Origin of the sequence: Novosphingobium sp. NBM11, from assembly GCF_015390225.1 — a bacterium.
GTDB lineage: Bacteria > Pseudomonadota > Alphaproteobacteria > Sphingomonadales > Sphingomonadaceae > Novosphingobium.
Genome location: NZ_VUOG01000001.1, coordinates 3,186,407 through 3,199,289, shown reverse-complemented (window position 1 = coordinate 3,199,289; position 12,883 = coordinate 3,186,407). Strand labels below are relative to the sequence as shown.

The following is a 12,883-nucleotide window of genomic DNA, read 5'->3' as shown; positions in this document are numbered from 1 at the left end:
CCTCTAGTTGATCAATCGGGCATTATTTCCCCAGTAACGTTGCCGAACCTCGCGACGGAGTACCTTCCCTACTGGCGACAGGGGCAGCGTATCCACGAATGCAAGGGACTTCGGCGCCTTGTAGCTGCCAAGGCGGTCTTTGACGTGGTCGATCAATTCCCGTTCGGCGACACCTGCCCCTTCGCGCAGGACTATTTCGGCGTGCACCGCCTCGCCCCATTCAGGATGCGGCCTGCCGACCACCGCGCTCATCAGCACGGCCGGGTGTTCGGCCAGGGCGGCTTCCACTTCCACGGCATAGACGTTGAAGCCGCCGCTGATGATCATATCCTTCAGACGATCGACAAGATAGAGATACCCCTCCTGATCGATGCGGCCAAGATCGCCCGAATGCCAGCAATCGCCCGCGAACTCGGCAGTTGTTTGCTCAGGATTGCCGTAATAGCCTTGGACAATGGCGCGACAGCGGATGTAAATTTCGCCGATCTCGCCAGTTGCCAGTTCGTTGCCCACCTCATCGGCGATGAACACCTCAACCCCCGGCGTGATCCGGCCAGTCGATGCCAGACGGGCAATCGCCGCCTCGTTGTCGGTCCGATGGTCCGCCTTCCCCAGCAGGCTGATGATCATCGCAGCCTCGGTCGCGCCATAGGACTGAACGAAAATCGGACCGAAGCAGTCGAGCAGGTCCTGAAGCTTCGCCGGGCTCATCGGCGCCGCGCCATAGATCAGGGTGCGTAGCGAAGCCAGATTGCGCGGAGCGGCTTTCTGCAATTCCAGCAGCCGGTAAAGCGCGGTAGGCACGAGGAAGGAATGCGACACGCGTTCGCTTTCCACCGCGTCGATCCATGCATCGAGATCGAGCGCGTTCATGGTGATATTGGTTCCGCCCGAGAACAGCGTGGGATAGTACAGCATCGCCGAACCGTGCGAGAGGGGGGCCACATGCAGAACGCGCGTGGCGGCATCCCAGCCCAGTTCGCCATGCATGAAAAAGCTGTCGCGGCAGGCCATGATATTGTCCGGCGTGTACATCGCGCACTTGCCCTTGCCGGTGGTCCCCCCGGTAAAGCGCATCATGGCGATATGGCTGTTCTGTTCGAGCGCGACGTCGTTGTCCGCGTCCGATGCCGTTTCGATCAGGTCTGGCAGGGACTGGACGTCGGCCGGCAGATCGGCCGCCGCATCCATGGCTACCACCACGCAGCCGGCTTCGCGCAGCATCGGCAGATGCGTTGCGAGCAGCCGGTTTTCCAGGATCACTAGCTTTGGCGCGACGCATTCGATCTGGCGGCGATGCTCTTCGAGCGAATCTCGCATGTTGGTGAGCACCGCCGTGCCTTCCTGCTTGAGGAACATCGCCATGTGCATCAGCGCCAGATTGTCATTTTCCAGAATCAACAGGAAGCGATCGCCAAGGCCGATTCCCAATGGTCCACGGATCGTATTGGCGATGCGGTTGGTCAGCAGGTGGAAATCGCGGAAGTTGATCCTCCGTCCGCGCTCGAGATTGACCACCGCCTCGGCATCGCCATGGCGTTGGGCAAGCGCGCGCATCACCCGGCAGAAATTGAGCTTCATCGCCTAGCGCGCCCGCAAACGCGAGGCGGCGTCGAGCCGGATCGTCTCGCCATTGAGATAGGCGTTCTCGATGATGAAGGCGCAGCAATGCGCGAATTCGGCGGGATCGCCCAGCCGTCTGGGCGCCTCGGTCATGGCTTTGAGCGAGGCCAGCACTTCGGGCGCCACCTGTGCCGCCATGGGGGTGAGAAACAGGCCGGGCGCAATCGCGTTGACCCGGATTCCTTGCGCGCCAAGCTCGCGCGCGGCAGGGATATTCAGGCCAATGACGCCGGCCTTGGTCGCCGAATAGGCGCATTGGCCGATCTGCCCCTCGAACGCCGCGCCGGACGAGATGTTGATGACCACGCCGCGCTCTTCCCCATTTTCGGGATCGTTGCGCGTCATTGCCTCGGCGCACTGGCTCATCATGTTGAATACGCCGACAAGGTTGACCATCGCCATCTGGGCAAAGCGGGCAAGCGAGGTGGCCTTGCCGTCCTTGTCGAGCACTTTGCTGGGGCCAAGGATCGCGGCGCAGTTGATGCAGGCGTGCACCGCGCCAAACCGATCGACCACCGCCGCGACCGAGGCGCGAACCGAGGTGTCGCTGGTGACGTCTGTCGCGACGAACATCGCCCTATCGCCCAGTTCAGTCACGGCGGCGTTGCCGGCTTCGGCGTTGACGTCGAACAGCGCGACCCTGGCGCCCTTTTCCGCGATCAGATAGCGCGCGGTGGCAAGGCCAAGGCCCGATGCGCCGCCGGTGATGACCACGACTTTGTCGGCAATCTGCATGCGTTCACTCCCTGTGGATTCAAAAGGCCGCGACGCCGGTCAGCGCGCGGGCGATAATCAGTTGCTGAATCTGGGTGGTGCCTTCGGGGATCGGGCAGACGATCGCTTCGCGCGCCAGCTTCTCTACCAGGAAGTCCCTGGTCACCCCGTTGCCGCCATGGATCTGCACGGCCTGCCGAGCGACGGTGACCGCGGCTTCACAGGCGAAGTATTTCGCCATCGCGGCTTCCATTTCGGCGCGCTCTCCCGCGTCGAACAATTGTGCGGCGCGATGGACCAGCAGTCGCGCTGCATCGACCTGCGTTGCCATTTCAGCCAGCATCGCCGCGATCAACTGATGCCCGGCGATCACCTTGCCGTGCTGTCGGCGGCCCTTGGCATAGGCCACCGCTTCTTCCAGCGCGCGGCGGGCAAGGCCGACCGCCTGCATGGCGACGAAAGCGCGGGACTTTTCGAAATGCGCAAGCGTGCGCTTCAGCGCACCGCCTTCCTCTCCGATGGTGTTGGCCACCGACACCCGCACGTCGTCGAGGAAAATCTTTGCGGTCGACTGGCTGTTGAAGGCGATCTTGTCGATCCCGCGCACCTCATAACCATGCTCCCGGCGGTCGATCAGGATCTGGGTCAGTCCGTGGCGCGGATCGTCGCTGGTCCGGCACAGGCAGATCAGGAAATCGGAATAGGCTCCGTTGCTGATCCAGGTCTTTTCGCCGCTGATAATCCAATGATCGCCATCGCGGCGTGCCCGCGTGCGCACTTCCATCACGTTGGAGCCGACACCGGGTTCGGATATGCCCATGGAAACGAAACTGTCGCCCGCGATCAGCCCCGGCAGATAACGCGCGCGCAGCTCTGGCGAGGCCACCTGTTCCAGCAGGTAGGCACCGAAAGCGTTGATCAGCACCGGCACCGAAAGGTCGACCGAGCAGGCGGCCACTTCCTCGAACAGCATCAGCGAGGTCAGCCAGTCCAGTCCCAGACCGCCCGCTGCTGGACTGACGACGCCGCTGACCAGCCCGAAGTCGGACAATCGCCGCATCAATCCAGCCATTACATCGCGCGGCATGAACCGGTCGCGATAGTCCTTGCTGAACAGCGGATCGACCTCAGCGGCAAGGAATCGGCGCAGCCCGTCCACCGCCATCGCCTGCTCGTCTGACTGGATGACCTTGCCCACCGCCATTAGCCTTTCGCGAACACATTCACGGCGACCACCGCCTCCTCGATACCGAGCAGGCCGCCGCCGTTTTCATGAGCGGCAATGCGCGCGCCTTCGACCTGGCGCGCGCCCGCTTCCCCCCGCAACTGGGTGACCAGTTCGTGGATTTGCCCCAATCCGGTCGCCGCGATGGGATGCCCCTTCGATTCCAGTCCTCCCGAAGTGTTGACCGGAACACGGCCGCCCAGGGTGAACTCGCCGCGCTCGGCGGCGGAGCCTGCCATGCCGAACGGAATCAGCCCCAGGGCTTCGACGTTGAGCAGTTCGCCCATGGCCGTCGCATCGTGCACTTCGGCGACATCGACGGCGTCCGGCCCCACTCCGGCGTGGTCATAGGCCCGCAAGGCCGCACGATAGCCAATGCCGCTTTCGCGATCGTCGGGATGGTGTTCAATCCCCGTCAGCACCACGCTGGCCAGCACCTTCACCGCCCGGCGTGATGCGCCTTCGAGGCGGCGCAGGCCCGCTTCGCTGCATACCACTACCGCGGCCGCGCCGTCGCTGATCGGCGAACACATCGGCAGGGTCAGTGGCCACGTGATCGGCGGTGCGGCCATGACCTGTTCGATCGACATGGGGTCGCGAAACTGGGCGAGCGGATTGTGGACCGAATGCTGATGGTTCTTGGCCGCGACAGCGGCGATATGGCGCTGGGTGGTGCCATATCGCTGCATGTGCTGGCGACAGAACGCCGCATAGACATCCATGAACACGCTATAGGGCTTGTCCGATACCGTTCCCGGCGGCGGTTCCATTCCGGCGCCCAGCGCCAGCAACGTGGCCTTGTTCGCCTCCACCGTTTCAACGTCCCAGCCACTGTCGAACACAGCGAACATCCTCTGAGCGGAACCGATTAACGCCCTTTGCGGAAGCAGTTATACTGAACCGGCAATTCGAGTCGTTCCCGCAAGGAGAATAGTGGATGCCGGCGTGACCGACAAATCTGCCCGTTTGCGTTCTGGCGCAACGGTGCGGTTCGCCCGAAATCCGGCAGGACGGCCGGGGCAAAGATCGTGCACGGGCTGGTATCAGTCGATCAAGGCTGGCGATGCGCTACCTTATGAGAGCCTGCTCGAGCGCGATGCGCTGCTGCTTCTCGACTTCGATCCCGATGTTGCGCAGTTCGGGGTGCAACCGGCAACGTTCGTTTGGACGGAAGCAGGCCGACAGCGGCGTTACACCCCCGATATCCGATTGGAGACGGTGAGCGGCGAAGTCATCTACCGGCAGGTAAAACTGGCCACACGATTGGCGGCTGATCCGACCTTGGGCGGACGGTTGCCAGCAATCGAAGCTGAGTGCGTCGCACGTGGGGCCCGGCACGAGATGTGGCTCGACACCGATATCCGGCGACAGCCACGCTTATCGAATGCGCGACGGCTGCGCGCAACGGTGGCGGTGCTGGCGGCAGAAAACCTCCTCGCGATACACACCATAATCACCCGCCTCCCCTTTCCGTCGAACCTGGGCGCAGCCGCCGAGGCACTCGGCGGCCGACCCGTGCATGTCAACATTGTGCTCGGCCTCGTGGCAGTCGGCGAGCTTGTGGTGGATCTCGATCGACCGCTCGATGACGACACGGTCCTCATGCGGGGAAGGAATGCGAAATGAACGCAACGCCGATGTGCTTCCAGCAAGGCGACACGCTCTCGATCCGGGACGATCAAGGTCAGGTGGCGCTCTGGTTGGTGATCGAGCGCAAGCGCCGTGGCTATCTTCTGCGACCGCAGAGCGGCAGCGATGCGCGAACATGGAGCGACGATGAAATCGACATCGTCTATGGCGCCCGGCGGCTGGCGCATCATCCTTGCAATGCGGACGGCCTGCCCAAGGTGATCGCCGAGACGCTGGAGAAAACCTGGGAGTTCTGGCCCGAAGAAATCCGCCGCGAGGCCGAGCGCAGGGACACCTATGTACGCATGGTCGACGCGATTCGCGGCGAGCACCCGACACTCATGGGCGCCTATGCCGCTGCCGCTGAGGCTGTCTTCGCCGCGCATCATGAACAATGGGAACGCGAGGATGCCGCGCTTGCGGCCCGGATGGCCGCGGAGCGGCGAAAAGGGAACGGCGAGCCGCGCCGCACCAAGGAAGCGGCCCGGCCCAATCCCTATACAGTGCGGGCGTGGTATAGCGTATGGAGCCGGCACGGCCGGGATGTCCGGCTCCTGATCCCGCATTATCATCGGCGCGGGGCACGCCAACCCCGCTATGCGCGCGAGGACGGCGATCATCCCGATACCTACAAGCTCATGCGGCAGGCCGTCGAAGTCTGGTATTTGGGCATGCCGCGGCGGCGGAAGAACTATGCCTATCGCCGCTATGTCGATTTGTGCCGCGAACAGAATGTTCCTGCGGTCAGCGACCGGACCTTCCGCGTGTTTATCCGCGACAATTATACCGAGCGGCAGGAATATGAGCGTCGCTTCGGCCGGCGCGCCGCCTGGCTGAAGTTCGGCATCTTCGAGCGGCGGAGCCCGCCCGAACGGCCGCTCGAAGAAGTGGAGGTGGATCATTGCCTGATCGATCTGGTGGTGGTGCATCCGGACAGCGGCCGCGCCTTGGGGCGGCCCTGGCTCACCGCGCTTCTCGATCGCGCCACCCGCATGATTATAGGGGTGCATCTGAGCTTCGAGGCGCCGTCCTATGCCTCACTTCAGAGAGCGCTTGCCCATTCCCTGTGGAAGAAGGATCTCTCCGGGCTCGCCGATATTGAGCATGACTGGCCGTGCCACGGCGTGCCCGAATGGCTGATCTGCGACAACGGCAAGGAGTTCCGGTCGCAATCGCTGCAGTCGGCCGCCAGGATGCTCGACATCGGCATCGTCAATCTGCCGGTGAAAATGCCATGGTTGAAGGGCGCGGTCGAGCGCGTGTTCCAGACCATCGGCGTGCAGGTGTTCAGCCATGAGGAAGGCACGACATTGTCGCGGACCATGGATCTCTATGATCCGGTGGCGCGGGCAAGGCTGTCGCTCGAGGATGTGCGTAGTCGTATCCTCAAGTGGATCGTCGACGACTATCATCACAGCGTCCACGATACGTTGAAATGCACGCCCTATGAGCGCTGGCGAGAACTCAGCGCGCTTTACCCGGTGCGCCCAGTTCCCGACTTCGACCATATTGTACGGCTGACCGGAGAGACCTTCTTCCGGCGCATCTCCAACATCGGCATCCAATATGAGGGGCTGCTCTATGCTGATCGGGAGAAGCTCGAACCGCTGCTGGCGCGCCGCGGCGGGTTGGAAAAAGACTGGGAGTTACGCTATGATCCCTATGATCTGGGTGAGGTCTGGCTGCTCGACGACGAGCGCGGCGAATGGCTGATGATCCCGTGTGTCGACCAGAGCATATCGCGGGGCGTCTCCAAATATCAGCACAAGATCCATCGCTCGATCGCAAAGCGAAGCCTGCCGAAGAATGCGCCGGTGACGGTCGCCGATCTCGAAGCAGCGCGCGGTTTTGCCGAACAGACGGCGGGAGAGCTGCAAAGTGAGGCGAGTAAAGTCCGCAGCAAGACGCGGGCAGCGCGGTACGAGACCGACGGTCGCTACTTCACGCCGATCGAAGGCCAAAAGGGACCGCCTGAAATAGGAACGCAGGCACCGGCGGTAGAAACCGCACCACGTGCGACGAAACAGCCACCGGTGCCGTCGCCTCCCGTGATAGATCTCGACGCGGACATCGAGGCTCTGGTTGCACAATGGTCGGACCCGAGGCGATGACACATCATCGCGCCGCGAAGTTATCGGCACGGCCAGCGGTGCCCGACGCCGTGCTTGCGTTCGAGACCACGGTGATCCCGCATACGCGGCACATGGAAGCGAAGGCGGCGATCCGCGAGTTACATGGCCGATACCGCCCGCGCGAGGACAGCCGACGCTTCAAGGCCCGGGCCCTGCTCATCATCGGCTCTGCTGGGTCCGGCAAGACGACGGCGCTCGAGGACTATATGGCCGACTATCCCGACAGCGCCACAGAGGACGCCGATATCCGCCGCATTGTTTATGTTGAAGCACCGGAACGGACGACGCGACGGGCGCTGGTAGGGGCGATCCTCGGCGCCTACGGCTATCGTGCGCGGGACCATTGGAACACCAGCGAGGTGATCGAGAAGATCGCCTTCTATGCCGAGGAGACGGGCACCGAGATGATCTTCATCGATGAAGGGCATCACATGGTGAACGAGAATAATCCCGACATGACGGCGGAAGTGACCGAGTTCATCAAGTCATTGCTCAACCGTGTGAAAGTCCAGATCGTGATCGCGGGTCTTCCCCGGCTGCTCGACATCTCCGTGCCGGGCGAGAAGACGATGCAACTGCGCCGTCGGTTGCAACCGACGATCATCCTCAAGCCCTATGACTGGGCGACCCGGAGCGGCCGCACGATGTTCTCTGGCGTGCTTGGCGTCATGGAGAAGATGATGGGGTTGCCGGATGCGTCCGGCCTCGCGAAGCATGAGATGGCGAAACGCATCTACGTCGCGACGGGCGGCGAGATCGGGATCGTCTCCAAATATCTGAGCCAGGCGCTGAGCGTGGCACTGGCGATCGGCCGACGGTCGATCGATCTGAACCTGTTGGGAGAAGTTCATGCGGGTTGGCATCCGATTTATGAGCCCGACGTCAGGGATATGCTGGACTTCGATGCGATCCTTGAGGATGAACCGTCAGTTCCGAGCGGCGGCCCGGCCCGCCACGACAACCCCTTCCTGTGTTCGGCCGAACGCCTACGCGAGATCTGGCTGCGCGACACCGTACCTCCGTCGCCCAGGAATATGAGCCGCGTCACAAAGCTGCGCGGAAGCGGCGCGCAACCCCTGCGGCCCTTCGTGCGCGAGGGATTATGACAGCATCGGCAACTCGACTTGCGTTGCGGGTGCGGCCGGCAGCGTTCGAGCCAGGCTGGGCACTGTTCAACCGGCTTGCCCTGCGGCATGGCTGTGAAACCCAGCTGGAATTTGCGCGTCAGGTGCCGCTGGTCGACCGGACCGACTTCGTTCGGGATATGGAGCGTGGGCGACGCTTTCACGATATCGCGCGGCTCAGCGGCGTGCCGCTCGAAACATTGCTTCGTAACTCGATAATGCAGACCGAGGGTGGGAGCGTCCTTGCAGGTGAGCTGGTGAGCCGCAGCGGCAATATCAGCTATAGTTGTCACTTCGCCCGTATCTGCCCGGACTGCATGCGATCGGATATCGAGCAGGGTCACGGGCCGGTCGCCTGTCGACCGTGGCGGCGCTCCTGGTGGGATCTGGCGAAGGTATCGAGTTGTCCTCATCATGGTCGGGCGCTGCTGGCGACATGTCCTGCCTGTCGGCACGCGTTCCGCCGTTCGGACCTGTCACCAGCGCGTTGCACATGTGGGCACGATCTGACGCAGGAATGTACTGAAGCGATCACGTCGGACGGCAAGATCGGCGATGCCTATCTTGTCGGCAGGCTTGGCGATGGCCCCTGCATCTCCCACGCGTTCCTCGACAGCCTGGCGTTCGCGGACGCCGCCGAGATCATGCAATGGGTGGGCTCGGTCGCACGCTGGGGCAGATTAATCGTCAGCTGGCGCCGGCAGGAGCCTGCGGAGCGTGCCCGCACCATGGCGGCGGGCTTTGCGGTCTGCGAGGACTTCCCCAACCAGTTCGAAAAGATGCTGGACGGGATGCTGGCAGCATGTCCGCTCAAGCGCCTGACGCCCGTGGGTGTCTATGGGCGTCTGCAATACTGGCTCGGCCTGTCCACCAATCCGGCTCTCGAGCCAATCCGGGAGACCGTCAAGAATCATGTGGTGAAGAATGTGCCGATAACAGCAGGCACGATGTTGTTCCGCCAACCCGCAACAGAAGGCGATCTCACCACGCTAGGCGGTCTGGCGAAGCTCTGCGGCGTATCCGCTGAACGGGTCGCGACCGTAGCTGCGGCATTGAGGTTGATCGACTCGCTGTCCAGCAACGCCCGGGGTATGGTCGTGCCGAAATCCCTCGAGGAGCCGTTGACGGCCTTCTTCCGCGAGTCCTGTTCTCCCGAGGAGGCACGGCGTTATCTCGGCGTCGGTCTCGGGCTGTTCAAGGCGCTCATAACGCGACGCTATCTTCCCCGCGCCTTCCCGCTTGGTGGAGCGTCGATCCCGGCACAGTATCGTCTGGCCGATCTCGACCGCTTCCTCATTGCATTGCACGGCGATGCGCCCTTCGTCACAGCGCCGCCACCGGGCAGCGAGACGATCCTGCGCGCCGTGCGCATCTGTTATCGGTCCTCGGAGGCGATTATCGGCGGGCTGCTGCGCGGCCAGATCAGGGCAACGGGCCGCTTACGCAGCGAACGAGGCATTGCGCAGATACTGGTCGATACCGACGCGGTGATCGCCGGCCTCGAATATAAGGATGATCCGGTGTTCATGCTCATGGCGCAAGCCGCGCGCCACCTCGGCGTGACCATCCCGACGGTTGCAAAGCTCAAACAAATGGGATGGCTGACAATCGACAGGAAACAGACACGGCTCAGGATCGTGCCCGCCTTACGGCGAGCGGAGGTCGAAGCGTTCGGTGCGCGCTTCGTCAGTGCTGCCGAGTTGGCGCGTATCCCCAGCAAAGCTACCCATGCCGTCAGGGTTCATCAACATCTGCGAAGCGCCGGTCTGGTGCCGGCGATCGTTGGAAGCCGAAAGCTGCAGCCCTTCTATCACCGCGAGAGCGCCGAAAAAGTGATCCGTGGAGTCTATCGTGATCGGTTGCCCGAAACGACTGCAGCGATGTGAACGGATCTGCCGGCACAGATGAAGCGGCGCGGCTGCGGGCCCGGCTCAAGGCCCTGGATGACGAGCGGGCGGCGGTGATCGCAGCGCTGGATGCCGTCGCGACGCAACAATCGACCGAGCACCGAAAAGCTGATGCGATCTCCCTGTTCTCCGATCCTCCGGTAACTGCGACATCGCCGACAGGCAAGAAGGTCGCGTTGTTCCGCAGGCTGTTCGCCGGTCGTGAAGATGTCTTCCCACTGCGCTGGGAGAATCGCAAGACCGGGCGCGGCGGCTATGCGCCCGCCTGCGGCAATGAGTGGAAACGCGGACTCTGTGACAAGCCGCAGGTCAAATGCGGCGAGTGCGCGCACCAGGCGTTCCTGCCCGTGACGGACGAGGTGATCGACAAACATCTGCGTGGGCGGGCGGTATCGCGATCCGACGCGGGCGACTTTGTGGCGGGCGTTTACCCGCTGCTTGCGGACGAGAGCTGCCGGTTCCTCGCGGCCGACTTCGACAAGGCGAGCTGGGCCGAGGACGCGCTCGCCATGATGGAAACCTGCCGCCTGCGAGGGGTGTCCGCCGCGCTCGAGCGATCCCGATCCGGCAATGGCGGCCATGTCTGGATATTCTTCGCCGACGCCGTGCCGGCACGAACCGCCCGCGCGCTGGGCGCATCGCTATTGACCGACACGATGGAGCGGCGTCCGGAGATCGGGTTCGGCTCCTATGATCGCTTCTTCCCGAGCCAGGACACCATGCCGCTCGGCGGGTTCGGCAATCTGATCGCGCTGCCGCTGCAGGGGCATGCCCGCCGGCGTGGAAACAGCCTGTTCGTGGATGAGCAGTTGCGCCCCTATCCCGATCAATGGGCGTTCCTGTCTTCGCTGTCGCAGCTGGATGCGCACGACGCCGCGCGCATGGTGGCCGACGCGGAAATGCGCGGGCGGGTGCTGGGTGTGCGGATGCCGGTGGAGGACGAGCATGCCGCCGAGCCCTGGCGGATGACACCGTCCCGGCGGCCGCCCTTGTTGCCTGTGGCCGAACCGCTGCCCGAGACACTTGGGATCGTGCTGGGCGATCAGGTCTACATCGACCGGACTGGGTTGCCGGCGGCGCTAACCGCGCAGATCGTCAGGCTCGCGGCGTTCCAGAATCCCGAGTTCTATCGGGCGCAGGCGATGCGCCTGCCGACGTTCGGCAAACCGAGGATCATCTCCTGCGCGGAGCTTCACCAGAAACATATCGGGCTGCCGCGAGGATGCCTCGACGAACTGGTTGCGCTTATAGCTGCTCATGGAAGCACTGTCAGGATCGACGACCAGCGAATGGCAGGGACTCCGCTCCCGGACGGCCTGTCCTTCCAGGGTGATCTCGAAGAACCCCAGCAAAGGGCGGTCGAGGCGCTCGATCCACATGATGACGGGGTGCTGGCCGCGACGACGGCGTTCGGCAAGACGGTGGTGGCCGCACACCTTATCGCAAAGCGGCGGGTCAATGCACTCGTGCTCGTCCATCGTAAGGAGCTGGTCAGCCAATGGGTCGAACGGCTGCGAACGTTCCTCGATATCGATCCGAAGCTGATCGGGACGATCGGCGGTGGCAAGCGAAAGCCTACGGGCGTGATCGACGTGGCGCTGATACAGAGCCTCGTAAGGCACGGCGAGGTCTCGGATCTGGTTGGCGACTATGGTCACCTCATCGTCGACGAATGCCATCACCTGTCCGCGGCGAGCTTCGAACTTGTAGCCCGGCGCGCCAAGGCCAGGTTCGTGCTCGGCCTGTCCGCCACGGTTGCGCGCAAGGATGGGCATCAGCCGATCATCTTCATGCAATGCGGCCCGATCCGCTATCGGGTAGATGCGCGAACCCAGGCCGCTCGCCGGGGGATCGCCCATCGCACACGGCAACGACGCACAGCATTCCGGCTGCCGCAGCCGCTCGCGATCATGGACAGACCGCCGATGCCGGCGGTTTATGCCGCGCTGGCGCAGGACGAGGCCCGAAACGATCTTATCTTCGATGACGTGCTCCGTGCCCTGGAGGCGAAGCGCTCGCCAGTAATCCTGACAGAGCGCAAGGACCATCTCGAATATCTGCAGGGCCGGTTATCCCGGTTCGTGCGTAATCTCGTGGTGCTGCGGGGTGGGATGAGCGCAGCGGAACGCAAGGTGGCAGACTCGGCACTGCGTGTGCCTGACAGCGAGGAGCGGCTCATCCTCGCAACGGGCCGCTATATCGGCGAAGGGTTCGATGACGACCGTCTCGACACGCTGTTCCTGACCATGCCGATCTCCTGGAAAGGGACGCTCGCGCAGTATGTCGGGCGCCTGCATCGGCGGCACGCCGGGAAAACTGACGTGCTCGTCTATGACTATGTCGACGATGCGGTCCCGATGCTCTCACGCATGGCCGCCAAGCGTCAGGCCGGATATCGCGCGCTCGGCTACACCATCGAGTAATCCGGGGCAGAATCACTTATCGATTCTCGGGGGCCACCGGCGAATCGAGAACCGATTCTGCGAATGAGATTTATGGTTCTCGAAGGCCGCCAGATACTGCCTGCAA

At 63.3% G+C, this 12,883-nt stretch carries 9 protein-coding genes; 5 read left to right on the top strand and 4 right to left on the bottom strand.

Annotated elements, in window-relative coordinates; genetic code table 11:
* Positions 1–3 precede the first annotated feature (3 nt).
* Genes F1640_RS15660 through F1640_RS25845 form a run of 4 tightly spaced genes read right to left on the bottom strand, consistent with a single transcriptional unit; the run spans position 4 to position 4,404 of the window.
* Positions 4–1,581, bottom strand: coding sequence for a class I adenylate-forming enzyme family protein (locus tag F1640_RS15660; RefSeq protein WP_194920004.1), 1,578 nt, complete (start codon positions 1,579–1,581; stop codon positions 4–6).
* 3 nt (positions 1,582–1,584) lie between these two features.
* Positions 1,585–2,358, bottom strand: coding sequence for an SDR family NAD(P)-dependent oxidoreductase (locus tag F1640_RS15655; RefSeq protein ID WP_194920001.1), 774 nt, complete (start codon positions 2,356–2,358; stop codon positions 1,585–1,587).
* 19 nt (positions 2,359–2,377) lie between these two features.
* On the bottom strand, positions 2,378–3,541 hold the full coding sequence (locus tag F1640_RS15650) for an acyl-CoA dehydrogenase family protein (protein ID WP_255530382.1): 1,164 nt from the start codon (positions 3,539–3,541) through the stop codon (positions 2,378–2,380).
* Entirely contained in the window at positions 3,541–4,404 is an 864-nt protein-coding gene (locus F1640_RS25845) for a thiolase family protein (RefSeq protein WP_309229277.1), read from the bottom strand. The genes F1640_RS15650 and F1640_RS25845 overlap by 1 nt, the downstream gene beginning before the upstream one ends.
* Before the next feature lie 91 nt (positions 4,405–4,495).
* Here F1640_RS25845 and F1640_RS15640 point away from each other — a divergent pair, with 91 nt between their 5' ends.
* The 5 genes from F1640_RS15640 to F1640_RS15620 are packed head-to-tail and all read left to right on the top strand — an operon-like array spanning position 4,496 to position 12,777.
* Positions 4,496–5,188: a hypothetical protein gene (locus F1640_RS15640; protein ID WP_194917748.1), complete on the top strand. Its 693-nt coding sequence runs from the start codon at positions 4,496–4,498 to the stop codon at positions 5,186–5,188.
* A complete protein-coding gene (locus tag F1640_RS15635; protein WP_194917681.1) occupies positions 5,185–7,302 on the top strand; it encodes a DDE-type integrase/transposase/recombinase in 2,118 nt (705 codons plus the stop codon). The genes F1640_RS15640 and F1640_RS15635 overlap by 4 nt, the downstream gene beginning before the upstream one ends.
* The gene (locus tag F1640_RS15630; protein ID WP_194917679.1) at positions 7,299–8,429 is read left to right on the top strand and encodes a TniB family NTP-binding protein; all 1,131 of its coding nucleotides are present in this window, start codon (positions 7,299–7,301) and stop codon (positions 8,427–8,429) included. Before F1640_RS15635 ends, F1640_RS15630 begins: the two co-directional genes overlap by 4 nt.
* Positions 8,426–10,333 (top strand): TniQ family protein, encoded by a 1,908-nt coding sequence (locus F1640_RS15625; protein WP_194917677.1) that lies wholly within the window; start codon positions 8,426–8,428, stop codon positions 10,331–10,333. Before F1640_RS15630 ends, F1640_RS15625 begins: the two co-directional genes overlap by 4 nt.
* Positions 10,330–12,777 carry a DEAD/DEAH box helicase family protein gene (locus F1640_RS15620; protein ID WP_194917675.1) on the top strand — a complete coding sequence of 816 codons (2,448 nt, stop codon included), beginning with the start codon at positions 10,330–10,332 and terminating at the stop codon, positions 12,775–12,777. Before F1640_RS15625 ends, F1640_RS15620 begins: the two co-directional genes overlap by 4 nt.
* Positions 12,778–12,883: the final 106 nt, after the last annotated feature.